Origin of the sequence: Streptomyces sp. NPDC047108, from assembly GCF_040643575.1 — a bacterium.
Taxonomy (GTDB): domain Bacteria; phylum Actinomycetota; class Actinomycetes; order Streptomycetales; family Streptomycetaceae; genus Streptomyces.
On the sequence record NZ_JBEYUP010000002.1, the window covers coordinates 444,964 to 470,858 of the forward strand.

Annotated in this window: 21 protein-coding genes and 2 tRNA genes; 8 read left to right on the forward strand and 15 right to left on the reverse strand. The window is 69.8% G+C overall.

Going from position 1 to position 25,895, the window contains the following annotated elements; all coding sequences use genetic code 11:
* Positions 1-90 precede the first annotated feature (90 nt).
* From ABZ822_RS07095 to pknB, 4 genes are all read left to right on the forward strand, one after another.
* Positions 91-1,638, forward strand: coding sequence for a PP2C family serine/threonine-protein phosphatase (locus ABZ822_RS07095; protein WP_360848086.1), 1,548 nt, complete (start codon positions 91-93; stop codon positions 1,636-1,638).
* Positions 1,639-1,659: 21 nt separating this feature from the next.
* A complete protein-coding gene (locus tag ABZ822_RS07100) occupies positions 1,660-3,057 on the forward strand; it encodes an FtsW/RodA/SpoVE family cell cycle protein (RefSeq protein WP_360848089.1) in 1,398 nt (465 codons plus the stop codon).
* Complete coding sequence (locus ABZ822_RS07105; RefSeq protein WP_360848092.1) at positions 3,054-4,520, forward strand: penicillin-binding transpeptidase domain-containing protein; 1,467 nt, start codon at positions 3,054-3,056, stop codon at positions 4,518-4,520. Before ABZ822_RS07100 ends, ABZ822_RS07105 begins: the two co-directional genes overlap by 4 nt.
* A gap of 166 nt (positions 4,521-4,686) precedes the next feature.
* On the forward strand, positions 4,687-6,690 hold the full coding sequence (pknB, locus tag ABZ822_RS07110; RefSeq protein WP_360848095.1) for a Stk1 family PASTA domain-containing Ser/Thr kinase: 2,004 nt from the start codon (positions 4,687-4,689) through the stop codon (positions 6,688-6,690).
* A gap of 257 nt (positions 6,691-6,947) precedes the next feature.
* Here the strand turns inward: pknB and ABZ822_RS07115 are convergent, their stop codons facing one another.
* From ABZ822_RS07115 to ABZ822_RS07140, 6 genes are all read right to left on the reverse strand, one after another.
* The gene (locus ABZ822_RS07115; RefSeq protein ID WP_360848098.1) at positions 6,948-7,676 is read right to left on the reverse strand and encodes a class E sortase; all 729 of its coding nucleotides are present in this window, start codon (positions 7,674-7,676) and stop codon (positions 6,948-6,950) included.
* A 90-nt stretch (positions 7,677-7,766) separates the two neighbouring features.
* Entirely contained in the window at positions 7,767-9,482 is a 1,716-nt protein-coding gene (locus ABZ822_RS07120) for a class E sortase (protein WP_360848101.1), read from the reverse strand.
* Complete coding sequence (locus ABZ822_RS07125; protein ID WP_360848103.1) at positions 9,479-10,120, reverse strand: aminodeoxychorismate/anthranilate synthase component II; 642 nt, start codon at positions 10,118-10,120, stop codon at positions 9,479-9,481. The genes ABZ822_RS07120 and ABZ822_RS07125 overlap by 4 nt, the downstream gene beginning before the upstream one ends.
* Positions 10,117-10,293, reverse strand: a complete 177-nt coding sequence (locus tag ABZ822_RS07130; protein ID WP_360848106.1) for a hypothetical protein — start codon at positions 10,291-10,293, stop codon at positions 10,117-10,119. The genes ABZ822_RS07125 and ABZ822_RS07130 overlap by 4 nt, the downstream gene beginning before the upstream one ends.
* Before the next feature lie 71 nt (positions 10,294-10,364).
* Positions 10,365-11,081, reverse strand: a complete 717-nt coding sequence (locus ABZ822_RS07135) for a class E sortase (RefSeq protein WP_360848109.1) — start codon at positions 11,079-11,081, stop codon at positions 10,365-10,367.
* Between the two features lie 198 nt (positions 11,082-11,279).
* Positions 11,280-12,056: a DUF881 domain-containing protein gene (locus ABZ822_RS07140; RefSeq protein WP_360848111.1), complete on the reverse strand. Its 777-nt coding sequence runs from the start codon at positions 12,054-12,056 to the stop codon at positions 11,280-11,282.
* Between the two features lie 147 nt (positions 12,057-12,203).
* On the opposite strand from ABZ822_RS07140, the gene crgA reads away from it, so the two are divergent.
* Positions 12,204-12,458 (forward strand): cell division protein CrgA, encoded by a 255-nt coding sequence (gene crgA / locus ABZ822_RS07145; protein WP_360848114.1) that lies wholly within the window; start codon positions 12,204-12,206, stop codon positions 12,456-12,458.
* An 835-nt stretch (positions 12,459-13,293) separates the two neighbouring features.
* Here crgA and ABZ822_RS07150 read toward each other — a convergent pair.
* Together ABZ822_RS07150 and ABZ822_RS07155 are read right to left on the reverse strand one after the other, a co-directional pair.
* Positions 13,294-14,193 (reverse strand): rhomboid family intramembrane serine protease, encoded by a 900-nt coding sequence (locus ABZ822_RS07150; protein ID WP_360848117.1) that lies wholly within the window; start codon positions 14,191-14,193, stop codon positions 13,294-13,296.
* Positions 14,194-14,441: 248 nt separating this feature from the next.
* Positions 14,442-14,975 (reverse strand): peptidylprolyl isomerase, encoded by a 534-nt coding sequence (locus ABZ822_RS07155; protein ID WP_360848843.1) that lies wholly within the window; start codon positions 14,973-14,975, stop codon positions 14,442-14,444.
* A 258-nt stretch (positions 14,976-15,233) separates the two neighbouring features.
* Between ABZ822_RS07155 and ABZ822_RS07160 the strand changes: the two genes are divergently transcribed.
* Complete coding sequence (locus tag ABZ822_RS07160) at positions 15,234-15,947, forward strand: DUF5324 family protein (protein WP_360848120.1); 714 nt, start codon at positions 15,234-15,236, stop codon at positions 15,945-15,947.
* Positions 15,948-16,212: 265 nt separating this feature from the next.
* On the opposite strand, the gene ABZ822_RS07165 is transcribed toward ABZ822_RS07160, so the two are convergent.
* Positions 16,213-16,285, reverse strand: a tRNA-Ala gene (locus ABZ822_RS07165).
* A 161-nt stretch (positions 16,286-16,446) separates the two neighbouring features.
* Between ABZ822_RS07165 and ABZ822_RS07170 the strand changes: the two genes are divergently transcribed.
* Positions 16,447-16,995, forward strand: coding sequence for a DNA-binding protein (locus tag ABZ822_RS07170; RefSeq protein WP_360848123.1), 549 nt, complete (start codon positions 16,447-16,449; stop codon positions 16,993-16,995).
* A 43-nt stretch (positions 16,996-17,038) separates the two neighbouring features.
* Positions 17,039-18,448, forward strand: a complete 1,410-nt coding sequence (locus ABZ822_RS07175) for a serine/threonine-protein kinase (RefSeq protein WP_360848126.1) — start codon at positions 17,039-17,041, stop codon at positions 18,446-18,448.
* Position 18,449: 1 nt separating this feature from the next.
* Here ABZ822_RS07175 and ABZ822_RS07180 read toward each other — a convergent pair whose 3' ends face one another.
* The 6 genes from ABZ822_RS07180 to gyrA form a co-directional block, all read right to left on the reverse strand.
* The gene (locus ABZ822_RS07180) at positions 18,450-19,952 is read right to left on the reverse strand and encodes a hypothetical protein (RefSeq protein WP_360848129.1); all 1,503 of its coding nucleotides are present in this window, start codon (positions 19,950-19,952) and stop codon (positions 18,450-18,452) included.
* On the reverse strand, positions 19,952-21,883 hold the full coding sequence (locus ABZ822_RS07185; protein WP_360848132.1) for a VWA domain-containing protein: 1,932 nt from the start codon (positions 21,881-21,883) through the stop codon (positions 19,952-19,954). Before ABZ822_RS07185 ends, ABZ822_RS07180 begins: the two co-directional genes overlap by 1 nt.
* A 282-nt stretch (positions 21,884-22,165) precedes the next feature.
* A complete protein-coding gene (locus ABZ822_RS07190; protein ID WP_003958712.1) occupies positions 22,166-22,300 on the reverse strand; it encodes a DLW-39 family protein in 135 nt (44 codons plus the stop codon).
* Positions 22,301-22,455: 155 nt separating this feature from the next.
* A tRNA-Ile gene (locus ABZ822_RS07195) sits at positions 22,456-22,529 on the reverse strand.
* Positions 22,530-22,590: 61 nt separating this feature from the next.
* Entirely contained in the window at positions 22,591-23,082 is a 492-nt protein-coding gene (locus ABZ822_RS07200) for a DUF3566 domain-containing protein (protein WP_360848135.1), read from the reverse strand.
* Between the two features lie 138 nt (positions 23,083-23,220).
* Positions 23,221-25,848 carry a DNA gyrase subunit A gene (gene gyrA / locus ABZ822_RS07205; protein ID WP_360848138.1) on the reverse strand — a complete coding sequence of 876 codons (2,628 nt, stop codon included), beginning with the start codon at positions 25,846-25,848 and terminating at the stop codon, positions 23,221-23,223.
* Between the last annotated feature and the right edge of the window lie 47 nt (positions 25,849-25,895).

Below are 25,895 nucleotides of genomic sequence, written 5' to 3' on the forward strand. Positions count from 1 at the left end.
GCCGACGGTCGGCGCGGCAGACGTGAGCGCGCTCCCGACCGGAGGGTGGGCACCGTGCGGATGTACCCCGAGCCGACCGGCGAGGTGCGCATGAGTCTGTCACTGCGCTTCGCCGCCGGATCGCACAAAGGCATGATCCGCGAGGGCAACGAGGACTCCGGCTACGCCGGCCCCCGCCTCCTCGCCATCGCCGACGGCATGGGCGGCCAGGCCGCCGGCGAGGTCGCCAGCTCCGAGGTGATCTCCACCCTCGTGCAGCTCGACGACGACGTGCCGGGTTCGGACATCCTCACCTCGCTCGGCACGGCCGTGCAGCGCGCCAACGACCAGTTGCGCGTCATGGTCGACGAGGACCCCCAGCTCGAGGGCATGGGCACCACGCTCACCGCCCTCCTGTGGACGGGCCAGCGCCTGGGCCTGGTCCACGTCGGCGACTCCCGCGCGTACCTCCTGCGTGACGGCGTCCTCACCCAGATCACCCAGGACCACACCTGGGTGCAGCGGCTGGTGGACGAGGGCCGGATCACCGAGGAGGAAGCGACCACGCACCCGCAACGCTCGCTGCTGATGCGAGCGCTCGGCAGCGGCGACCACGTCGAGCCCGACCTCTCCATCCGCGAGGTCCGGGCCGGTGACCGCTACCTCATCTGCTCCGACGGCCTCTCGGGCGTCGTGAGCCACCAGACCCTCGAGGACACCCTCGCCAGCTACCAGGGCCCGCACGAGACCGTGCAGGAGCTCATCCAGCTCGCGCTGCGCGGCGGCGGTCCCGACAACATCACGTGCATCGTCGCCGACGTCCTCGACGTCGACGACAGCGACACCCTCGCCGGGCAGCTCAACGACACCCCGCTCGTCGTCGGCGCGGTCGCGGAGAACCCGCACCACCTCAACGACAACGGCGCGATGCAGACCCCGGCGGGCCGTGCGGCGGGTCTGGGCCGCGGCGTACCGCAGCAGGGCCCCGGCGCCTCCGCGGGCGGCTTCGGCCCGCCCGGCAGCGGCGACCCGGGCATCGCGGGCCTCGGCGACGGCGGCTACGGCGCGTACACCGACGACGACTTCATCAAGCCGGGCCGCCGCGGCAAGTGGCTGAAGCGGAGCCTGATCATCACGCTCGCGCTGGGCCTCCTCGCCGCCGCGGGCTACGGCGGCTACCGCTGGACGCAGACCCAGTACTACGTCGGCGCCAAGGGCAAGCACCTCGCCCTCTACCAGGGCATCAGCCAGGATCTGGCCTGGATCAGCCTCAACGAGGTGCACAAGGACCACCCCGAGATCGAACTCAAGTACCTCCCCGCCTACCAGCGGAAGCAGGTCGAGGAGACCATCGCGGTCGGCAGCCTCGGCCAGGCCGAGGACAAGGTCGCCGATCTCGGCAAGCAGGCGAGTGCGTGCCAGAAGCGCTCCGAGCAGGCCAAGGCCGCCAAGGAGCAGGCCGAGCAGCGCGAGAAGGCCGAGGACCAGCAGGCCAAGCCCGGCCAGCAGCAGGGCGAGGCCGGCGGGACCCAGGGCGGTACGCCCGCCACGCGCACGGCCGAGACCCCGAGCCCGAACGCCAGTGGAACTCCGACGCCCGGCCCCACGCTGTCGGAGGAAGAGAAGCAACTGGCCAAGCAGTGCGATAGCACCCAGTAGAAGCAGGGGGCCGCCCAAGCCATGAGCAGTAGCAGCAACACGACCACCATCAGCTCCGTGGGAGCGCCGAGCAGGCGGAACACCGAACTCGCCCTGCTGATCTTCGCGGTGCTGATCCCCGTCTTCGCCTACGCCAACGTCGGCCTGGCGAAGGGCGGGAGCCTCCCCACGGGCATGCTCGGCTACGGGCTCGGGCTCGGTCTCCTCGCGGGCGTCGCGCACCTGATGGTGCGCAAGTTCGCCCCGTACGCGGACCCGCTGATGCTGCCCGTCGCGACGCTGCTGAACGGCCTCGGGCTGGTGCTGATCTGGAGACTCGACCAGGAGAAGTCGATCACCACCGAGATCCTGGGCGGACCGAAGGCGCCGGGGCAGCTCATGTGGTCCACCCTCGGCATCGCGCTGTTCCTCGCCGTGCTGGTCTTCCTCAAGGACCACCGCGTCCTGCAGCGCTACACCTACATCTCGATGGCCGCGGCGCTCGTGCTGCTCGCCCTGCCGATGTTCTTCCCGGCCGTCAACGGCGCCAAGATCTGGATCGTCATCCCCGGCGTCGGGTCCATCCAGCCAGGCGAGTTCGCGAAGATCATCATCACCGTGTTCTTCGCCGGATACCTGATGGTCAAACGGGACGCACTCGCGCTCGCCAGCCGCCGCTTCATGGGCATGTACCTCCCACGCGGCCGTGACCTCGGACCGATCCTCGTGATCTGGGCGATCAGCCTGATGATCCTGGTCTTCGAGACCGACCTCGGTACCTCGCTGCTGTTCTTCGGCCTCTTCGTCGTCATGCTCTACGTCGCCACCGAGCGGACGAGCTGGATCGTCTTCGGTCTGCTGCTCTCCGCCGGCGGCGCGGTCTTCGTGGCCTCCTTCAACAGCCATGTCGGGGCCCGCGTCGACAACTGGCTGAACCCCCTGGCCACCGTCAACGGCGCCGTGACCGAGACCGCGCAGGTGATGTACTCCTTCGGCTCGGGCGGGATCCTCGGCTCGGGCCTCGGCCAGGGCTTCTCCCGGCTCATCGGCGGTCTCGGCGCGAAGAGCGACTACATCCTCGCCACGGTCGGCGAAGAGCTGGGCCTGACGGGGATGATGGCGATCGTCCTCCTCTACGGGCTCCTCATCGAGCGCGGCATCCGCACCGCCCTGGCCGCCCGTGACCCCTTCGGCAAGCTGCTCGCCGTCGGCCTCTCCGGCGCCTTCGCCCTCCAGATCTTCGTCGTCGCGGGCGGCGTGACCGCGCTGATCCCGCTGACCGGTATGACGATGCCGTTCCTGGCGCAGGGCGGTTCGTCCGTCGTCGCCAACTGGGCGCTCGTCGCGATCCTGCTGCGCATCAGCGACACCGCGCGGCGCCCCGCCCCGGCCCCGGCCCCGTCCACCGACGCCGAGATGACCCAGGTGGTCCGACCGTGAACAAGCCTCTCCGCAGGGTCGCGATCTTCTGCGGCCTGCTCGTCCTCGCCCTGCTGATCCGCGTGAACTGGGTTCAGTTCGTCCAGGCAGACGAGCTCAAGGAAGACGAGCACAACCGCCGGGTCGACATCGCCCGGTACAGCCAGCCGCGCGGCAACATCATCGTCGACGGCGACCCGATCACCGGCTCCAAGGAGACGGACACCGGGGACTTCAAGTACAAGCGCACGTACAAGGACGGCCCCATGTGGGCCCCCGTCACCGGCTACGCCTCGCAGGTCTACGACGCCAACTTCCTGGAGAAGCTGAACGACGGGATACTCACCGGCGACGACGACCGGCTCTTCTTCAACCGCACCATCGACATGCTCACCGGCAAGGAGAAGACGGGCGGCGATGTCGTCACCACCCTCAACTCCAAGGCGCAGAAGGCTGCTTACGCCGGTCTGAAGGGCCGTAAGGGCGCCGTCGCGGCGATCAACCCGGAGAACGGCGCGATCCTCGCCCTGGCCAGCGCGCCCAGCTACGACCCGTCGAAGATCGCCGGCATGACCGAGAAGGACGGGGAGAACTACAAGGCTCTCCTCGCCGACAAGGACAAGCCGATGACCAACCGGGCGCTGCGCGAGACGTACCCGCCCGGCTCGACCTTCAAGGTGGTCACGGCGGCCGCGGCCCTGGAGAACGGGCTCTACACGGACATCGACGAGCCGACCAAGTCGCCGCTGCCGTACAAGCTCCCGCTCAGCTCCACGAACCTGAAGAACGAAGGCAACATCCCCTGCAAGGACGCGACCCTGCGCAACGCGCTCAAGGTGTCCTGCAACACGGTCTTCGCCAAGATCGGCGACAACGTCGGCCGGGACAAGATGGTGGAGCAGGCCGAGAAGTTCGGCTTCAACAAGGAGATCTTCACTCCGACCCGCTCCAACGCCAGCGTCTACGACACCAAGATGGACCGGCCCGGCAACGCCCTCTCCTCCATCGGGCAGTTCAACACGGCGGCCACCCCGCTCCAGATGGCCATGGTCGCCTCGGCCATCGCCAACGACGGCAAGCTGATGGAGCCGTACATGGTGGAGCAGCTCCGGGCGCCGAACCTCAACGTGGTCGAGCAGCACAAGCCCGAGCCGATGAGCCAGCCGCTCCAGCCGGAGAACGCCCAGAAGCTCCAGGAGATGATGGAGACCGTCGTCGAGGACCAGGGCGGCACCGGCAGCAAGGCAAAGATCCCCGGTGTCACGGTGGGTGGCAAGACGGGTACGGCCCAGCACGGTGTGGACAACAGTGAGCTGCCTTACGCGTGGTTCATCTCATACGCGAAGACCGACAGCGGAACCCCGGTCGCCGTCGCCGTCGTGGTGGAGGACGGCAGCGCCAACCGCGACGACATCTCCGGCGGCGGCCTGGCCGCCCCGATCGCCAAGAACGTCATGGAGGCGGTCATCGACAGCGAGAAGTGAGCCCGGTCACACTCCGGGCCGGAACTGCCCACGGGACAGTACCGGTCTCGTATCAGGTGAGAGGAGCAGGCCGGGTCCACTACGGCGTGCCGGGTACGGTATGCCGAGCAGCACACCGCCGGACCCCACCGGTGCGTGGGAATGACGGAAGAGGGCTGGAGAAGACATGGAAGAGCCGCGTCGCCTCGGCGGCCGGTACGAGCTGGGCTCGGTGCTCGGCCGCGGTGGCATGGCCGAGGTGTACCTCGCGCATGACACGCGCCTCGGTCGCACCGTTGCTGTGAAGACGCTCCGGGTGGACCTCGCCCGCGATCCGTCGTTCCAGGCCCGGTTCCGCCGGGAGGCCCAGTCGGCCGCCTCGCTCAACCACCCGTCGATCGTCGCTGTCTACGACACCGGCGAGGACTACGTCGACAACGTCTCCATTCCGTACATCGTGATGGAGTACGTGGACGGTTCCACCCTGCGTGAGCTGCTGCACTCCGGGAGAAAGCTGCTGCCCGAGCGGTCCCTGGAGATGACCATCGGCATCCTCCAGGCCCTGGAGTACTCCCACCGGGCCGGGATCGTTCACCGCGACATCAAGCCGGCCAACGTCATGCTGACGCGCACCGGTCAAGTCAAGGTCATGGACTTCGGCATCGCCCGCGCGATGGGCGACTCCGGGATGACCATGACGCAGACCGCGGCGGTCATCGGCACGGCCCAGTACCTCTCGCCCGAGCAGGCCAAGGGCGAGCAGGTCGACGCACGCTCCGACCTGTACTCCACGGGCTGCCTGCTGTACGAGCTGCTGACGGTGCGGCCGCCCTTCGTGGGCGACTCCCCGGTCGCGGTCGCGTACCAGCACGTCCGGGAGGACCCGCAGGCGCCGAGCGTGTACGACCCCGAGATCTCCCCGGCGATGGACGCCATCGTCCTCAAGGCGCTGGTGAAGGACCCCGAGTACCGCTACCAGTCCGCCGACGAGATGCGCGCCGACATCGAGGCCGCGCTCGACGGGCGGCAGCCGGTGGCGGCCACGGCCGCGCTGGGCGCCGTCGGCTACGGCGCGTACGGCGACGACCAGCCGACGACGGCCCTGCGCGCGCAGGACCCGGGCGGCCAGACCTCGATGCTCCCGCCCATGCGCGACGACGACGGCGGCTTCGGCTACGACGAGCGGCCCCCGGGCCGCCGTGGCGGCCAGCAGAAGAAGAGCAACACCTCGACCGTGCTCCTGGTCGTCGCGGGCATACTGGTGCTGGTCGGCGCGATCTTCATCGGCAAGGAACTTTTCGGAGGCGCCGGCGCCGCCGGTGACGTCGAGGTCCCGAACTTCGTCGGTGACACGCTGAAGGACGCCAAGCAGCAGGGCGAGAGCGGCGGCTTCGTGGTCCAGGACGATGGCAACCCCATCCCCTGCGAGGACCAGAAGAAGAACCAGATCACCAAGCAGGACCCGGCCGCGGGCGCGAAGATCGCGAAGGACGACACCGTCACGGTCACCCTGTGCTCGGGTCCCGAGCAGATCTCCGTTCCGGACGTCCAGGGCATCCAGCTCGAGGACGCGAAGGAAGAGCTGGTCCAGAAGGGCTTCGACGAGGACCGGATCCAGGCAAAGCGGGTCGAGTCCGACCGCACGCCGGGCACCGTGATCGACCAGAGCCCGACTGCGGGCACGAAGCGGGCCAAGACGGCCACGATCACGCTCACGGTCGCCAAGGAGAAGGAGACCGTCGCCGTCCCGGACGTCACCAACCAGCCGTTCGAGCAGGCGAAGACCCAGCTCGAGCAGCTCGGCTTCGAGGTCGGGAAGACCGAGGAGGAGCGGGGCGACGTCGCCGCAGGCACGGTCGTCGCGCAGGACCCGGCGGGCAACTCCCAGCAGGAGCAGGGCACGAAGGTCACCCTGACCGTGGCCAAGGCGGCAGAGCAGTCGCAGGTCCCGCAGCTGCAGGGCCAGAAGCTCAAGGACGCCCGCAAGGCGATCGAGGAAGCCGGGCTCACGGTCGGCCAGATCTCCGGTCCGCAGGACGACAACGCGACGGTGCTCGTGTCCACCCCGGCCGCCGGTCAGCAGGTGCCCCCGGGCACGGCCGTGAACCTCACGACGGCGGGCGGGAACGGCAACGGCGGTGACGACGGCGGCTTCTTCGGAGGCCAGCAGGGCGCGGCCACAGAGGAGTGACGCCCCGGCGCCCGTCCGGTACGTACGGCGAAGGCCCTGCTCCCACTGATGTGGGGCGGGGCCTTCGCCGTTGCCGTTTGGGGGCGTGGGACGGGGACGCGGTCCCGCACGCGGGGTGTACGGGCGTCCGGACGCGAGGTGTACGGGCTGTCCCGGACGCGAGGGTACGAACCGTCCCGCCCCACTGGGGTACGGGCCCCGGCCGCTCGACGGTCAGGAGCAGCCGCCTCCCCGGATGCCGGACCGAGACGCGTGCGTCAGCGCAGTTCCTCGGGCGGGGTGCGGTCCGCGTCGACCTTCTCCGTACGCTCCAGCTCGGCCCAGACGATGTACCGGTACTTCGAGGTGTAGACCGGCGTGCAGGTCGTGAGCGTGAGGTAACGGCCGGCCTTCTTCTTGCCGGACTCCTTCGGGGTGGCGTCGAGCACGTCGACGTTGTACTTCGAGGTCTCGGGCAGCGTCTCGTAGACCTTGTAGACGTACCAGGTGTCGCGCGTTTCGAAGACGACCGCGTCACCCTTCTCGAGCTTGTCGATGTTGTGGAACTTCGCGCCGTGTCCGTCGCGGTGCGCGGCGAGGGCGAAGTTGCCCTTCTTCCCCCACGGCATCGCGGCCTTCACGGGCTTGGTGTAATACCCGGCCACGCCGTGGTTGAGCTCCTTGGCGTCCGTCCCCTTGGTGACCAGCACCTCGCCGTTCCTCATCGCGGGGACGTGCAGGAAGCCGATGCCGTCCTTGGTGTCCAGCTCGCCGGGCCCGCGCGCGGCCCAGCGGTCACGCACCTCGCTGGACTTCGCCGCGGCGTCGCGGTCCGCCAGGACGTTCGTCCACCACAGCGAGTAGGCGACGAAGAGGCCGAGCACCAGGCCCGTCGTGATGAGGAGCTCGCCGAAGACGCTGACGACGGCCGCGATCCGGCGCCCCTTGCGGGGGCGGCGCTGCGGTGGATGCGCCTCGGTGTCCTGTGCGTGCTGGGTCGCTGCCACCGCGTCGTGCTCCGTTTCGATGTTTCGTGATCTCTGTGCCGATGGGGGGCTGCCGGGCCGGTCGGCGGTCCGGCCGGGTGCGGACTCGGGCTAGCCGCCGGACAGTTCGGCGGGTTTGCCCTCGCTGCGCGGTCGCTCGTCGACCATCTTCCCCCACACGATCATTCGATACGTGCTGGTGAATTCAGGGGTGCAGGTCGTCAGCGTGAGGTAGCGGCCGGGCTTGGTGAATCCGGATCCATTGGGCACCGGGTCGATCACGGACACGTTCGACGGCGGCGTCTGGGGAAGGATGTTCGCCATCTCGTACGTGTAGAAGGCGTTCTTCACCTCGACGATGATCTTGTCGCCCGGCTCGAGCTTGTTGATGTAACGGAACGGCTCACCATGGGTGTTGCGATGTCCCGCGACCGAGAAGTTGCCCTTCTTCTCCCATGGCATGGCGGTCTTGGCGTAGTGGCCGGCCATGCCGCGGTCCAGGACCTTGTGCTTGTCGATGCCTTCGGCGATCGGGACCTTCACATCGAGCTTGGGGATGTAGAGGATCGCGAAGCCCTGTCCCGGTTCGAAGGCGCCCGCGCTCTCCGCGCCGTCGCCCCCGCTGTCCCATCCCCGCTGCAGACTGTCCGCGGCTCCGCCCGCCTGCGCGTGCGCGAGGACGTTGGTGTACCAGAGCTGGTACGCCACGAACAGCAGCATCAGAACGCCGATCGAGATGAACAGCTCTCCGACCAGACGGCTCGCGACCACGCTCGGCGGGTCCTTGCGCGCCTTCGCCTGACGCCGGGCCTCCATACGGGAGGCCGGGGCGGGAGCGTCCTCGCCGGACGCACCGTCGCCGGGGCGTCGGCCGCGCGCCCGGTGCCCGCCGTTCCGCTTCCCCTTGGCCGCCTTGCGACGGGCCGCACGGCCACCGCCCGGGGGCGAGGCGCCTGCCTCGTCGCCCCCGAGGCCGTCGGGGACACGCAGCGCGACCGTCTCCTCGTCGATGCGCGGCAGGGCGCTCGGGGCACCGCCACCACCGCGTGAGCCGGTCTGCGGCGTGGACACCGTCGGCATCACGGCCGTGGCGCCCGCGTCGTCCTGATCCGCGGCCGACCGGTCCGCGGCCTCCCGGACCGCCTGACGCGCGGCCTGGCGGATGGCCGCGATGCGGTCGGCGGTGGCGCCCTGCGGCGTCGCGTCGTACGCCTGCGCGCTGTCCCTGCCCTGGGAGTTGTCGAGGCCCTGGGCGTTGCGGAGGCCCGGGGTGTTGCGGAGGCCCTGGGAGCTGCGGGGGCCCGGCGCGTCCTCGTACCCCTGGGATGTGCCGAAGCCCCGGTGGGTGTCGTACGCCCCCCGGGTCCCCTGGGAACCCTGGACCTCCGCGGCCCCGAACGGCTCCCCGCCGCCACGTCCCTCGTACGTCCCGTACGGCTCGCCGCTCCCGTACGTGTACGGGTCGGGGCCGGAGATCTGCCCCCCGGCCTGCTCCGTGCCCCGCCAGCCCTCCTGCGCGGCGCCGTACGCCCGCGAGGAGGCATCGTCGCGCGGATACGCGTGCTCGCCGCCGTAGGGCTCGTAGCCGTCCTCATGGCTGTACCCGGCGGCGGGCGCGGGCGCCTCGCCGCGGTCCTGCAGAGGGACCCAGGGGAAGCTGCCCTGTCCGCTCTGTACTCCTGGAGTGTCGCTGGCCGGTCCCTGGCCGGGCAGGGGGTCGTTCAGCGGGTCGTCGAGCCGCTCGACCGCCGCCTCGAACGCGCCTGCTTCGCCGTACGGCTCTCCGTACGGCGACGCGGAGTCACGCTCGGGGCGGAGCGCGGTCACGCGCCGGCCCTGCCGACCACCGGCGCGAGCCCGTCGGAGCGACCGACCGCGCCGGAGTCCCCGCAGGCGACCAGCCAGTTGGCGAGCATGCGGTGGCCCCACTCGGTGAGAACCGACTCGGGATGGAACTGCACGCCCTCGACCGGGAGATCACGGTGGCGCAGCCCCATGGCGACCCCGCTCTCCGTCCAGGCCGTGATCTCCAACTCGTCCGGGACGGTGTCGCGTTCGAGGGCGAGGGAGTGGTAGCGGGTCGCGGTGAAGGGCGACGGCAGCCCCTGGAAGACGCCCGCGCCGGCATGCGTGACCTCGGAGGTCTTGCCGTGCAGCAGCTCCGGCGCCCGGTCGACCACGCCGCCGTACGCGACGGCCATCGACTGCATGCCCAGGCAGACCCCGAAGACCGGAACCCCGGTCTCCGCGCAGTGCCGCACCATGTCGACGCAGACACCGGCCTGCTCGGGCGTCCCCGGACCGGGGGAGAGCAGCACACCGTCGAACCCGTCCTGGCCGTGCGCGAGTTCGACCTCGTCGTTGCGCCGGACCTCGCACTCGGCCCCGAGCTGGTAGAGGTACTGGACGAGGTTGAAGACGAAGCTGTCGTAATTGTCGACGACCAGGATGCGTGCGGTGCTCATCGTGCTGCGCGGCCTCCGTTGTCGACCGTCACGTCATTGAACGGGAGCAGCGGTTCCGCCCACGGGAAGACGTACTGGAACAGCACGTAGACGATCGCCAGCACGAGCACGAGCGAGATCAGCGCCCGCACCCACGTGTTGCCCGGCAGATGCCGCCAGATCCACCCGTACATGCTGTCCCTACTTGCCGACGACGGACTCGATTCCAGCACCAGAGTAAAGGTCTGCGGGGGTGCCCCGTGGCTCAGCTGCGCAATGCGTCCGGCTTGCCCTGATCGACGGGCCGGGTGGAGTCGAGGTGGGCCCAGACGATGAGGCGGTGGCTGTGGCCCCACTCGGGCTCGCAGGTGGTCAGGGTGAGATAGCGGCCGGGCCCACGGTAGGGGCCCTTGTCGGGCACGGGGTCGATGACCGCGGTGTCGTTCGGCAGGGTGCGGTACGGCTTGCGGTCGACCCGGTACGTGAACCAGGTCGTTCCGTCGTTCAGCACGACGGCGTCGCCGGGGCGCAGCTCGGGGACGTCCTTGAACGGGTCCCCGTACGTGCGGCGATGGCCTGCGACCGCGAAGTTCCCGCGCTCCCCGAGGCGGGCGGTGCGCGCGTAGTGGCCGAGACCCTTCTTGAGGGTGCCGGTGGCGGTTCCCTCGAGGACGGGCTTGGCCCAGCCGGAACCGAAGCGGGGGATGTGCATGACGGCGAACGGCTCGCCGTCCTCGTACGGCCGCTGGGCGGGGACGGGTGCGCCGTCGTCGCCCTCGGCCGGTTTCGCGTCGGTCGCGGGGGCCGCAGACCACTGCTCCTGGAGCCGGTCGATCTCGCCCTTCATGGCGCGGTCGGCCTCGATGCCCGTCCAGAAGAGGACGTGGACGACGAAGAGCACGATCACGGTCCCCACGGTGACGCAGAGTTCGCTGAACGTCCTGATGACCAGTCGTACCGCTCGTGCCGTCCGCACCGACACAGGCCGCCCCCTCGGGTCCCCTCGGTCGCGCTGCTTCACGGGTCGTCCGTCGTGCTGCCGCACGGATCGGTCGTGCTGCGGCACGCGCCCTGCTCGGGTCCTGCTACGGGTCTTCTGCTCGGGCTCTCTTGCGGGTGTTACGGGTCCTGCGGGTGCTACGGGTCCACGGGTCCTGCGGTGTTACGGGTCCTGCGGCCGCTACGGGGTCACGGGCTTCGCGTAGCGAAGATCCACTGTGCCGGAGTAGCCGCGAAGAGTCACCGCCTTGTGCGTATCGACTTTCCAGCCGAGGCCGTACGCGTTGACGTATTGCATGTAGTTCTGGATCGTCGGCGAGTCCGAGAGTGACTGCTCGAGCCGGTCGACGTCACCGACGGCGGTGACCTTGTAGGGCGGCGAGTAGACGCGGCCCTGAAGGATCAGGGTGTTGCCGACGCAGCGCACCGCGCTGGTGGAGATCAGCCGCTGGTCCATGACGCGGATGCCCTTGGCGCCGCCCTGCCACAGTGCGTTGACCACGGCCTGCAGGTCCTGTTGGTGGATGACGAGGTCGTTGGGCTGCGGCTCGGGGACACCGGGGATACGGGCGGTGGCTCCGGGAGGCGCGTCGGTGAGGGTGACGGTGACACCGGAGCCGCGCAGCCTGGTGGTGCCCGCCTCCTCCTCCAGGGCCTTCAGCTTGGCGTCCTCGGCCGCGGTGCTGCCGCTGTCGCGCTGGGCGAGGCGGTCGACCTGGGCGCGGACGGCTGCGGCTTCGCGGTCGAGTGCGTGGTTCTTTCTGCTGCGCTCCTGGATGAGATCGGAAAGCTTCAGCATCGAGTCGTCGGTGCGCAGATTCGTACCTTGCGCCGTATGGAAACTCATCCAGAAGATGAGCCCGGCGAGCGCGAAAACACCGACCGTCAGAAGACGTACCGGGCGGAGCCGACGACGCCGTGGGGGCCGGTCGGCGGGGGTGTCCGCAGAATTGCTCACCGTACCCTTATCTCCTTCGAAGGCGCGGAAGCACTACGCTAACTGACGCCCGTGGGAGGCACATGCCCCCCATCACCTACCGTCCTCAGGGACGGAAAGCCCAGCATCTCTGCGCGGTCACGCAGCGCATCGACAGGAGAACCCCTCGTGCCGAAGTCACGGATCCGCAAGAAGGACGATTTCACGCCCCCGCCTGCCAAGCAGCAGAGCCTCGACCTATCGAGCGGTCGCCGCTGGGTGGCTCCGCTCATGCTGGCCATGTTCCTGATCGGACTGGCCTGGATCGTCGTCTTCTACGTGACCACCGGCGAATTGCCGATCAGTGCGCTCGGCAACTGGAACATCGTGGTCGGCTTCGGCTTCATCGCAGCGGGGTTCGTGGTCTCCACACAGTGGAAGTAGGGGCACGGCCCCTGGCCCGGGAGTGGCCGGTCACCGGTCTGCTCCCGGGCTTTCGCCGTGCCCTCCCCGCCCGGTGCTGACCTTCCCGGGCCCGCTGTGCCGCGCGCTCGCGGGACCATCCCTGTGAAGGCCGTGCGGCACTGTCCTGACGCCTGCCCGGCGGCTGTACGGCTCGCCCTGCCCTCTGTCCGGTCCCTTCCCGGTCCTTGTCCTGCCCCGTGTTCCCGCCTTTGTCCGGCGTTCCTGCCGGCGGCAGGTGAGGGGTGTCCAGGCAAGCCCTGCCCCGAGGTTGCCCACAGAGTTATCCACAGGCGTGTCCACATGGGGAAAAGGTCAGACGATCTGTGGATAACCCTCAGGCCGTTGACGCCGGTGTGACAGGTGGTACGTCCTACGAGGGACCCTCAGCCCTTGATTTTGCTGGGAAAACGCAGGTCAGTGCGATAGCGGACACCCGTTCCCCACAGCATGCACAAGATCAGACACCCGCTGTGGACAACTGAGGGTGAGGTTCCGCCTTGGGCTCGCTTTTCGGCCCACGCCATGGTTCCTGTGCGCAAACCGTCCGGGGCCACGTGAGGTCCCGCGCGAGCCCACCGTGGCGCCTCGGAACGGGCCGGATCCCCCGCGCGACGAGCCACGGCCCGGAGTTCGCGCACCGAAACCGGCGGCAGAGATTCCGGCCGGACCGCCTCAACCGGACCGCCTCAATTGGGCCGCCTCAACCGGGCCGACGCCGCCCACGGCACCGAGCCATGGCTGCCGACGACGAGCACGGAGCACTGGGCACTGGGCACTGGGCACTGCCGCGGGCCGCCTCGGACTCCCGATGGGTTCAGCCGGTGAGCTGGAGCGTGCGGATCCACACCACGGCGACGATCGCCAGCAGCGCCACCGCACACGTCACGCGCTGTATCAACGCCCGGTGCTCGCGCGGCGCGTGCACCATCCCGTACGCCACCGCCGCGCCCACGACCAGGCCGCCGATGTGGGCCTGCCAGGCGATGTTGGCCCAGGTGAAGGTGAAGACCAGGTTGAGCGCCAGCAGGATGAGGACGGGGCGCATGTCGTAGTTCATCCGCCGCATCAGCACGGCGGTCGCCCCGAGCAGGCCGAAGACCGCTCCGGAGGCGCCCAGCGACGGCTGGTTCTGAGCCGCCAGGAGGTACGAGAGCGCGCTTCCACCGAGTCCGGACAGCAGGTAGAGCGCCAGGAAGCGGACGCGGCCCAGCGCCGCCTCCAGCGGCGGCCCCAGCCACCAGAGCGACAGCATGTTGAAGGCGATGTGCATCACCTGCTGGTGCAGGAACATCGCGGTCAGCAACCGGTACCACTGACCCTCGGCGACGCCCACCAGCTCGAACGTCCCCGCGGTGTGGGCCCGCCCGATGAGGTCGAGCTCACCGACCAGCCGGTCGCCGGCCGCGAGCACGGCGAGCCAGACCGCGGCATTGATCCCGATGAGGATCTTGGTCACCAGATTCGGGTTCTGGGTGACGGCGCCGCCGGCGATGGTGCGCGGACGCGTGTCCCGCGCCGTGTGGCCCGTGCCCGACCCGCCGCGTACGCACTCCGGGCACTGGAACCCGACCGACGCACTGACCATGCACTCCGGGCAGATCGGCCGCTCGCAGCGCGTGCACGTGATCCCGGTGGGACGGTCGGGGTGCCGATAGCAGCCCGGCGTGCCGCCCGCGGTCGCGGGCGTCTCCGGGTTTCCTGGCGCCTGGTCCATCGGTCCTCGTCTCCGTCCGGGCTCATGCGGCCGTGTCGGCGCAATGCTCTTACGGCGGACGGTGCGCGCGCGACCCCTCAGGTCGGTGCCGGTGCGGCCGTCATGCCGCGCACCGTGCTCGCGCGGCGGCCCGCGCAGTGCACCGGCGGTACCCGCGGCAGCCCCCTGCGGCGCCACCCCGGCGGGTCCACGCAATACACCGCCCCGCCCGTCATACGGACGGGCGGGGCGGGAGGTTCCCGGTGCGGTCAGCCTTCGCGCGTCTCGACGACGACCGACTCGACGACCACGTCCTGGAGCGGACGGTCGGTGCGCGGGTTCGTGGAGGACGCCGCGATGGTGTCGATGACCTGCTGGCTCTTCGGGTCCGAGACCTCACCGAAGATGGTGTGCTTGCCGGTCAGCCAGGCCGTGGGGGCGACCGTGATGAAGAACTGCGAGCCGTTGGTGCCCGGGCCCGCGTTGGCCATGGCGAGCAGGTACGGCTTGTTGAACGCGAGGTCCGGGTGGAACTCGTCGGCGAACTCGTAACCGGGGCCGCCGGTGCCGTTCCCCAGCGGGTCGCCGCCCTGGATCATGAAGCCGCTGATCACCCGGTGGAAGACCGTGCCGTCGTACAGCCTGTCCTGGGACCGCTTGCCGGTCGCGGGGTGGGTCCACTCGCGAGTGCCCTCGGCAAGCTCGACGAAGTTCTTGACCGTCTTGGGCGCATGGTTCGGCAGCAGCCGGATCTCGATGTCGCCTTGGTTGGTCTTCAGGGTGGCGTAGAGCTGCTCAGCCACGATCTGCCTTCCGTAGTTTTCACTGACGTTCACCGATCCTCGCACGGACGGAGTCGCGACGAGTACCCGACGAACCGGTCCGACCGTCCCCAGGGCCCGTCACCGTCCAGAGATGCTCCCCAGGGGCGGTAGTTGATCTCCTTTCGGGGAACGTGACCCAGATGCCCGTCCACGAATGCCGACAGAAGCACGAAGGGGCATGATCTCTTATCGGGTGGAAAGGCGAAAAACGTACACCACCGAGGAGGAGGAAATTCCGTGACCCGCAATCACAGCGTGCGCGCCGCGACCGGCACCGCCAAGGACAGCGTGCTGCACGCCGCGGAGGTGGTGGCGCCATACGCCGGTACGGCGAGGGACCAGGCCGCGCACTACGCGCACGAGGCCCGCGTACGGCTGGCGCCCAAGGTGGCCCAGGCGGCGCAGCAAGCCCGTAGCACCGCACTCGAGCAGTACGACGCCCACCTCCAGCCGCGGCTGGAGCACAGCGTGAAGCAGGCACGAGGAGCGCTGCCTCCCAAGGTCGACGCCGCTGCGCTGCGCACCGCCAAGCGAGCCCGGAAGGCAGCCCGCAAGGCCGCGGACTACACCACGCCCCGGATCGGGCAGGCAGTGGCCGCCACCGAGCCCGTACGCGAGGAGGCCGTGACGCGCAGCGCCGCGGCGATCGCGGCCCTGCGCAACCATGTGACCGCCGCGGACATCGAGAGGCTGGCGCGCAAGCGCCGCCGCCGTGCCCAGGGCGGCCGGGTGGCCAAGCGCTTCCTGGTGTTCGGTGCCCTGGCGGGTGGAGCCATCGCCGTGTGGAAGTGGTGGGACAAGCAGGCCAACCCCGACTGGCTCGTCGAGCCCCCGGCCGCCACCGAGCTCGGCGACCGGCAGCTCCAGTCCGTCGACGGCAGCGATGCTCTGGACCCCGAGGTGCAGGCGAAGCAGGCCGAGGCGGAAGGCAAGCGCCGCGACCAGCGCTGAGGTCGGCTGCCCGAGCCGTTGAGCCGACGTCTCCCCGGGCCCCTGGCTCAGGGAGAGGGGACCTCGTGCCCGGCACGGCACCCGTGACGTACGGCACCCTTTTCACAGAGAACCTGTGCTTCGCGCGGGTGCCGTGACGGGTGGGCGGTACGGGTGGAACCGTGGTCCGCCGACCCCGTGCACCGTACGGGCCCATCACCGGACACCCCTTGCAGAAGAGCGCCCCCTCACCGCGTTTCCGCTGGTGAGGGGGCGCTCTGCGCTGTGGAGCCTAGGGGAGTCGAACCCCTGACATCTGCCATGCAAAGACAGCGCTCTACCAACTGAGCTAAGGCCCCGAGGGAGGTGGATACAGCCGTCCCGAACCGCGTCCGTCCGACTGCCGCAGACAAGAGTACCGGGTCTTCCGGAAGATCTCGCAAAGGATAAGGGGCTCCCCGTTGGCAATCACGCTCCGTAGGATGTCGCGCGAGGTTCGCAGCAGCGAAGGGGAGTCGCCATGGACGCCGCACAGCAAGAAGCCACCGCCAGAGCCCGTGAGCTGCAACGCAGCTGGTACGGCGAGCCCCTGGGGGCGCTCTTCCGCCGGCTCATCGACGACCTGGGGCTCAACCAGGCGCGGCTGGCCGCTGTGCTGGGTCTCTCCGCCCCGATGCTGTCGCAGCTCATGAGCGGGCAGCGCGCGAAAATCGGAAATCCCGCTGTGGTGCAGCGCGTTCAGGCCCTCCAGGAGCTGGCGAGCCAGGTCGCCGACGGCAGCGTGAGCGCAGCCGAGGCCGCCAACCGCATGGAGGAGATCAAGAAGACCTCCGGCGGTTCCGTGCTGAGCACGGGCTCGCAGCACACGCCCAGCTCGGGGGCGCCGACCGTGCGCCGGGTGGTCCGTGAGATCCAGTCGCTGCTGCGGTCCGTCGCGGCCGCGGGCGACATCATCGATGCCGCGGACACCCTCGCCGCCACCCAGCCCGAACTGGCAGAGTTCCTCCGGGTGTACGGGGCAGGGCGGACCGCGGAGGCGATCGCCCACTACGAGGCGCACCAGGGCTGAGCGACGAGGGCGGAACCGGCAACCAAGGGGCGGGCACGGGGCCATGGGTGAGATCTTCGCTGGTCGGTACGAGCTGATCGACCCGATCGGGCGGGGTGGTGTGGGGGCGGTCTGGCGCTCCTGGGACCACCGCAGGCGGCGCTACGTGGCGGCCAAGGTGCTGCAGCAGAGCGACGCCCACACCCTGCTCCGCTTCGTCCGCGAGCAGGCGGTGCGGATCGACCACCCCCATGTGCTGGCCCCGGCGAGCTGGGCGGCGGACGACGACAAAGTCCTCTTCACGATGGACCTGGTGGGGGGCGGTTCCCTCGCCCATCTCATCGGGGACTACGGCCCGCTGCCTCCTCGCTACGTCTGCACTCTGCTCGATCAGCTCCTCGCCGGCCTCACCGCCGTGCACGCCGAGGACGTGGTCCACCGGGACATCAAGCCGGCCAACATCCTTCTCGAGGCCACCGGGACCGGCCGCCCGCACCTGCGGCTCTCCGACTTCGGCATCTCCATGCGCAAGGGCGAGCCGCGTCTCACCGAGACCAACTACGTGGTGGGGACGCCCGGTTACTTCGCGCCCGAGCAAATGATGGGCGCCGAGCCGGACTTCCCCGCCGACCTCTTCGCGGTCGGTCTCGTGGCGCTGTATCTCCTCACGGGCAGCAAGCCGGACTCCCAGGCTCTGGTCGAGCACTTCGTCTCGCACGGCGTGCCAGGCGCGCCTGAGGGGGTCCCCGAGCCGCTGTGGCAGGTCCTGGCGGGACTGCTGCAGCCGGATCCGGAGGCCCGCTTCCGCACCGCCACGGGGGCGCGCAAGGCGATCACCGCGGCCGCGGAGATGCTGCCGGACAGCACGCTCGAGGAGGAAGTGGTCGAGGTCTTCGACCACTTGGGCCCGCTGCCCGCCGGATTCGGCCCACAGGGGCCCGACGCAGGCGGCCCAGGCCGCCCTGGATCGTCCCAGGGTGCGGGCGTTGCGCATGCGGGCGGCCGCTCCGGTGCCGACGGGACGGGAGGGGCTGCCATGCCGTCGATGTCCGACACCGGCAGCTTCCACCTCCCTCCGCCCGCCCAGCCGCGCAACGAGTTTCCCGAGCAGCCGCACACCCCACCGACGCCCACACCGACCCCGATGCCCGGCTCGGGGCCCATGACCGCCCATCCCCCGGCGCACACTCCGCCCTCCGCGCATCGGTCCGTCCCCTTCCTCCAGGCTCCGCCGGACATGGCACAGGCTCCGACCGCGGCGATCCACCACGATCACGCCCCTACTCGTCCATACACCGCTCAGGGCTCGCAGGTTCCCGTGGTGGCCCCTCCCGTGTCCCCCGCCGCCGCGGTGGGGCCGGGCGCCGCCGTACCCCAACGCCGACCGGGACCGCCCCCGAAGGTGGCGATCCCGGTACTGGTCGTCGCGTTGATGTGCTTCGCGGTCGGCATCTGGGCCCTGACCACGAGCTGACTCACCAGCCGGGCGGCTGCCCGTACCGAGGGTCGTACTGCTGTCCCGGCTGCGGCGCGCCCCCGTGAGGTCGCCCGGCCTGCGGCTGCCCCGGCTGGGACTGCCCCGTGTGCTGCTGCGCGGGCGCCGGTGAAGGGTGCGGCAGAGCCGCCCCCTGCGGGAAGCCGGCCCCCCGCACCGGCCCGCCCCCGTACGGCGCTCCGGCGGCCGCAGGAGCCGCCGCACGCCGTCGTGCGACGACCGTCCACACGCCGAGCCCCACCACCAGCACCGTCCCGGTGCCGAACGCCGCCGCCGCAACCACGGTGAGGGTGCCGCTCTTCTCGCTCTCCGCCGCGGTCTGGCCCTTCTCCGCAGCTTCCAGGTCCCGATCCGTGAGGCCGAAACCGGCTGCCGCGGCGTCCCCGTCGTACGGCGGCCCGGGCTTCGCCGCGCCGTCGATGTTCAGCCGCAGGAGCAGCGGGACGCCGCCCTTGGTGAACTTCCCGACCTCGTCGTGGAGCGTCACCGCCAGGTAGTACCAGCCCGCGACCTGCATCGCGTTGACGTCGGACGTGGTGGTGAAGCGGTTGGCGTAGGCGACGGGAGCGGTCGGCCCTGTCGTCACGGACTTCTGCTCACCGTTGTAGGACATGGAGTCGTTGTCCACCCGGCCCCGCGCGGGGTTGTACAGCTCGTACGTGAGCCCTGAGGGCGCGTAGTGGCTCTCCTGCGTCGGTGTGCTGTTGGCGAGTTCGAGGCTGCCCGAGAGCTGCTGCCCCCAGTCGAGGGGGACGCGGTAGAAGCGGGTCCTGCCCGGCTGCAGCCGGTCCTTCCACACGCCCTTGTCGAGCGCAGGGGCGTCGTTGAAACCGGTGCCGCCCTTGCGGGCCCTGGCCTGCCCCGTGGGCGGGGTGGGGGAGGCGGAGGGCCAACTCGTGGGCGCCTCGGTGGAACCGGTGCTCTTCAGCCCCGGCTCCGACATCGAGCGGATCTCCAGCGGCCACTTCCCCGGGTCCGAAGTCGCGGCGCTCGTCCGCTCGATGACGAGGTAGTACGCCCCCGCCTGCTGGCAGTTGCCGCCCTCCTTGATCTTCCGGGTGGCATAGGCCGCGATCGGCCGGGCCTGCTCGCCCACCCCGAAGTTCGCGTCGTTGCCGCCGCATTCGGTGTTGTCGGTGGACTGCAGGCTGACCTTGATCCCGTCGCCGTACTTGACCGAGCTGCCGGGCTTCGGCAGGGCCACGGCCGAGACGAAGGCACCGGACGTCGCATCCAGGGTGACGCTGTAGTAGAGCTTCTCGCCGGGCCCGATGCTGTCCTGGTAGAAGCCGGACCTGATCGGTGGCGCGTCGGCGCTGCTCTCCGTGCCGGCGACCTTCTTGGCCCCGTCCGCGGTGCGGTAGGACGCCGGGTCGGCCGGACCGTCGCCGGGCGCCGCCAGGGCTGGTCCCGGTATCGACCCCACCGCGCACAGCGCCGCCACTGCGGCGAGGCCCGTCCGGGCCCTGCTGCGCTGCCTCATCACGCGCCACCCCTCGTCATCGGATCAACCGGACCGCGCCTGCGTCGTACGAGCAGCAGCACCGCGACCGACACGACCGCGGCACCGCCTGCCACAGCGGCGATCACAGCGCCGGACCATCCTGCCCCGGCCGGTGCCGCGCTGTCTCCGTGCGCAGCGTCTTCGCCCTTCTCCTCCTCGCTGTCGTGGAGGACGGGGGCCCTGTGATGAGGGCCGTCGCGTTCGTCGCCGACGACGTCGACGCGGAGCACGACGCCGATCGCCGCGTTCTTCGCGATCTTCGACGCCTCGGGGCCGAGCGAGACGGCGATGTAGTAGTCGCCGGCCGAGCGGACGGGGACGGCCGCCTGGACCGACTCCCACCGGTTCGTCCACGAGACGGGAACGGTGCCGTGCTCGACGGACATGGGCTCGCCGTTGTAGGGCTTCTGCGCGGTGAACTCCCCGCCCGGCGTGACCGGTGACCGGCCGGGTGCGAAGACCGCGGTGTCCACGAAGGAGCTCGCGCCGCCCGCGTTCGCGACGGTGGGTTCGTTGGCGAAATCTGCGGAGTAGCGCAGCTGTTGGCCCCATCCGACGTGGACCTTGTAGAAGCGGGTCTGGGCAGGGAGCAACCGGTCGCGCCAGATGCCGCGGTCGAGACGGCGGGCGTCGTTGAAGCCGGTGCCGCCGGTGACGTTCCTGGGCGTCCCGGTGGGCGGGACGGCGTCCTTGCCGGCCTTTCCGTACTCGGTCGAGGACTGGGCGGGGACCATGCCCTTCTTCAGCGGTCGTTCGGTGCCGTAGCGCAGTTCGACGGGCCATCGGGCCGGGTCGGAACCGGAGGTGCTCGAGCGGTGTAGAGAAAGCAGATAGCGGCCGCGTTCGTCGCAGAACTGCCCGCCTTCCGCGGAGGGCACGCGGCTGACGGCCGTCGTGAGCGTCATCGCCCCTTCGTCCTGGGCGAAGCGGGCGTTCGCGCTGCCGCAGGAAGAGGTGTACTCGTTGCTGGAGGTCAGCTTGAGCTCGATCCCGTCGCCGTATGCGACCTTGACTCCGGGCTGGGGGACGGCCGTCACCGCCATGTCGGCGGTGGACTTGGCGTCCAGTTCGGCCGCGTACCACCGTGTCTCGCCGGGCCCGATGGTGTCCACGTACTGCCCCGGGGCGACAGCGGCTGCGTCGCTCGCCCGTGAACCCCCCTTGATCTGCTCGCCCTTGAAGCGGTAGCCGTCGGCCGATAGCCGTGAGGCCCGCTGGAGCTGACGGGCGAGGGCTTCGGCATCGGGCGCGTCGTAGTACGAGCCGTGGCCGGCCTCGGCGATGCACTCCAGCTCGTCGCGGGCCTTGCCACGGACCTGGAAGCCGATAGTGTCGATCCGCAGATCGACTCCGTTGCCGCCCAGTTGCTCGGCGACGGCGCAGGGGCGGGGTGCACCGCAGGTGTCCTCGCCGTCCGAGATCAGCAGGATCGTGCGGCGCCCGAGGGAGCCTTTCGCAGGCTCCGGGAGGTCGGCCGCCGCCCTGCGGAGAGAGAGGCCGATCGGGGTGTCGCCCTTGGGCGTCACATCAGCGACAGCCTGCTTGATAGCGGCGCGGTCCAGCGGTTCGACGGGCCTGGCGAGCCGGGTGTCGTCGAACCCCTTTGGCTTGTCCGCGCCGTACACGCGCAGCCCGGTGGGATATCCGTCGGGCAGCGCATCCACGACCGTTCCAACTGCCTTACGAGCGGAGGCGATTCGGGTGCTGCCCGAGCCGTCGGCCTCCTTCATCGACCCCGAGGAGTCCAGCACCATGACCAAGCTGTTCTGCCCGTCGGCGCGCAACTGCGCGCTCTGCCGGGGGCTCTGCGCCTCGACCGGGGCCGCTCCCGCAGGCAACGGGCTCATGCCCAGGGCCAGGAGCGCACCCCCCACCAGCGCCCGAGCCGTCGTGCGATGCCGTCGTGCCATGTCCTGCGTCCCCCTCGCACACCACACTGATCACCTTTGCTCATGCAAGGTATTCGTTTGCTCTGGCAAACTCAAGGTGATGGCTGTCACGGTCCAGCAACATCGCGGGCCCCGTACGCACCGGGAGCCGTGCGCGTGGAGAACCGCACGCCCAAGGAGCCGAACCGCGTACCGGGCGGGTCGATCCGGAGTGCCGGCCGGGCCGAGCTGGACCGGGCCGAGCCCGAACAGCACGAAGCCCCGGCCGCACCGCAGCCGGGGCCCGTCAGGACTGTTGGTGGGTCACACACCCGAACCTGCGGGCACGGAGTCGGTCGCCTCCGTCCACAGGTCCTGCTCGGCGCGATCCGCCTGGATCTGGCGGTACACGAGGAGCCCGCCGATGGCGGCCAGTGCGACCAGGAGAAGCTTCTTCACCGCGCGACCTCGTCTTTCTTTGACGTAGGGGACCTCTGCCGCCCGACTATACACACCGGTCGATACCGATCGGTGACCTGTGCCGGGCTCAACTCCTCACGCCGCACACGAAAACGGACCCGGCGGAGAATCTCCATCCGGGTCCGATCGCACAGTGGGGCTAACAGGACTTGAACCTGTGGCCTCTTCCTTATCAGGGAAGCGCTCTAACCGTCTGAGCTATAGCCCCGCGCTGCACCGAAAGATTAGCGCACGTCGGGCACAGTCCCAAAATCGGTTCCAGGGCTGCGCTACTCGTCCTCGGCGAGCGTCAGCTCGACGCCGCCGACGAACCCTGCCGAGAGGTTGTAGATGAATGCGCCGAGCGTCGCGAGCGCGGTCGCCAGCACCACGTCGATCACCGCGATGATCGACGTGAACATGAGCACGCGCGGGAGCGACAGGAATGACTGGAGGTCGAATCCGCCACCCTCGTCCGACCCGGTCGCGTCACTGATGGTGCCGCCGACCGTGGTGAAGACACCCATGGCGTCCATGACCAGCCACAGCACGCCCACGGCCACGATCGTGCAGATCCCCAGCGCGATGGACAGCAGGAAGCTGACCTTCATCACCGACCAGGGATCGGCCTTGGCGACCCGCAGCCGCGCTTTACGGGTGCGCGGTGTCGTCCGCACCCCCGTGCGCGGGCGCCGTACCCCCTGCCCGGGCGTGGAGCCCGGGGGCGTGGGATACGCCTGCGGCGGGTGGTACGGCTGCGCACCGGACTGGGGGTGCTGCACATGCTGAGGCTGCGGCTGCGACTGGCCGGGACCGGCGGCCCCGCCACGGGCACCCTCCGTCACGGTCGTGGACCCCAAGGGCGGCTGCCCCTCAGGTCTCCGACCGCCCGCTCCGGCGCCCGTGGCTCCACTCACGATCTACTCCTCGTGCTCGTCGGCCGGGGACTCGACGTCCTCGGCCGCCTCCGACGCGGCGTTCTCGGCTGCATCGGCCAGTTCCTCGACCTCTTCAGCCTCACGACCGGCCTCGGCGTTCCTCGCGATTCCGACGACGGCATCGCGCTTGCCCAGGTTGATCAGTTGGACACCCATGGTGTCACGGCCGGTCTCCCTGACCTCGTTGACCCGCGTACGGATCACGCCACCGCTCAGCGTGATGGCGAGAATCTCGTCGTTCTCCTCGACCACCAGAGCGCCGACCAGCGAACCCCGGTCCTCCACGATCTTCGCGGCCTTGATTCCGAGGCCGCCGCGACCCTGGACGCGGTACTCGTCGACATTCGTCCGCTTCGCGTACCCGCCGTCGGTGGCGGTGAAGACGAACGTACCGGGCCGGACGACATTCATCGAGAGGAGTTCGTCGCCCTCGCGGAAACTCATGCCCTTCACGCCCGAGGTCGCCCGCCCCATCGGGCGCAGCGCCTCGTCCGACGCCGTGAACCGGATGGACTGGGCCTTCCTGCTGATGAGCAGCAGGTCGTCGTCCGACGACACCAGCTCCGCGCCGATCAGCTCGTCCTCGCGTCCGTCCTCCATCTCCCGGAGGTTGATGGCGATGACGCCGCCGGAGCGCGGGGAGTCGTAGTCCTTGAGCGACGTCTTCTTCACCAGCCCCGACTTGGTGGCCAGGACCAGATAGGGCGCGGCCTCGTAGTCGCGGATGGCAAGGATCTCGGCGATCTGCTCGTCGGGCTGGAAGGCCAGCAGGTTGGCCACGTGCTGACCGCGTGCGTCCCGCCCCGCGTCGGGGAGTTCGTACGCCTTGGCCCGGTAGACCCGGCCCTTGTTCGTGAAGAACAGCAGCCAGTGGTGGGTGGTCGACACGAAGAAGTGGTCGACGATGTCGTCCTGCTTGAGCTTCGTGCCGCGCACGCCCTTGCCGCCGCGCTTCTGCGAGCGGTAGTCCTCGGTCTTGGTGCGTTTCACATAGCCGCCGCGCGTGATGGTGACGACGATGTCCTCTTCGGCGATCAGGTCCTCGATGGACATGTCGCCCTCGAAGGGCACCAGCTTGCTGCGCCGGTCGTCACCGAACTTCTCGACGATCGCCGCCAGCTCCGAGCTGACGATGCCGCGCTGCCGCTCGGGCGAGGCGAGGATCGCGTTGTACTCGTCGATCTTCGCCTGCAGCTCGTCGTGCTCCTGCACGATCTTCTGGCGCTCCAGGGCGGCCAGCCGGCGAAGCTGCATCTCCAGGATCGCGTTCGCCTGGATCTCGTCGATCTCCAGGAGGTCCATCAGGCCGCCGCGCGCCACGTCGACCGTCTCACTGCGCCGGATCAGCGCGATGACCTCGTCGATGGCGTCCAGCGCCTTGAGCAGACCACGCAGGATGTGGGCCCGCTCCTCGGCCTTTCGCAGCCGGAACTTGGTGCGGCGGACGATGACCTCGATCTGGTGCGTCACCCAGTGGCGGATGAACGCGTCGAGCGACAGCGTGCGCGGCACACCGTCGACCAGCGCGAGCATGTTCGCGCCGAAGTTGGTCTGCAGATCGGTGTGCTTGTAGAGGTTGTTGAGGACGACCTTGGCGACGGCGTCCCGCTTCAGCACGATGACCAGGCGCTGACCCGTGCGGGAGGAGGTCTCGTCCCGGACGTCCGCGATCCCGCCGACCCTGCCGTCCTTCACGAGGTCGGCGATCTTCTGCGCGAGGTTGTCCGGGTTGACCTGGTAGGGGAGTTCGGTGACGACCAGGCACTGCCGTCCCTGGATCTCCTCGACCTCCACCACGGCACGCATGGTGATCGAGCCGCGGCCGGTGCGGTACGCCTCCTCGATCCCCTTGCGGCCCACGACCAGGGCGCCGGTCGGGAAGTCCGGGCCCTTGATCCGTTCGACCAGCGCGTCGAGCAGCTCCTCGTGGGTGGCGTTCGGGTGCTCCAGGGCCCACTGCGCGCCGGCCGCCACCTCCCGCAGGTTGTGCGGCGGAATGTTGGTCGCCATACCGACCGCGATACCGGCGGAGCCGTTGATCAGCAGGTTCGGGAAGCGGGCCGGCAGGACGGTCGGCTCCTGGTTCCGGCCGTCGTAGTTGTCCTGGAAGTCGACGGTCTCCTCGTCGATGTCCCGGAGCATCTCCATGGACAGCGGAGCCATCTTGCACTCGGTGTACCGCATGGCGGCCGCCGGGTCGTTGCCCGGGGAGCCGAAGTTGCCGTTGGAGTCGACCAGCGGCATCCGCATGGACCACGACTGCGCCAGGCGCACCAGGGCGTCGTAGATGGAGGAGTCGCCGTGCGGGTGGTACGTACCCATGACGTCACCGACGACGCGGGCGCACTTGTAGAAGCCGCGGTCGGGGCGGTAGCCGCCGTCGTACATCGCGTACAGCACACGGCGGTGCACCGGCTTGAGGCCGTCACGGACGTCGGGCAGCGCACGCGAGACGATGACGGACATCGCGTAGTCGAGATAGCTGCGCTGCATCTCGGTCTCGAGCCCGACGGGCTCGACGCGCATGCCCACACCCTCGACGGCCGCGGGCGTGCCCTCTGGCGTGATGGTGGTCTCGGGGATGTCGGGAGTAGGGGTGTCGTCGGCCATTGCTGGTCAACGTCCTTTCGAAGTTCGGTCCCTGGCGGCGGGCGGGC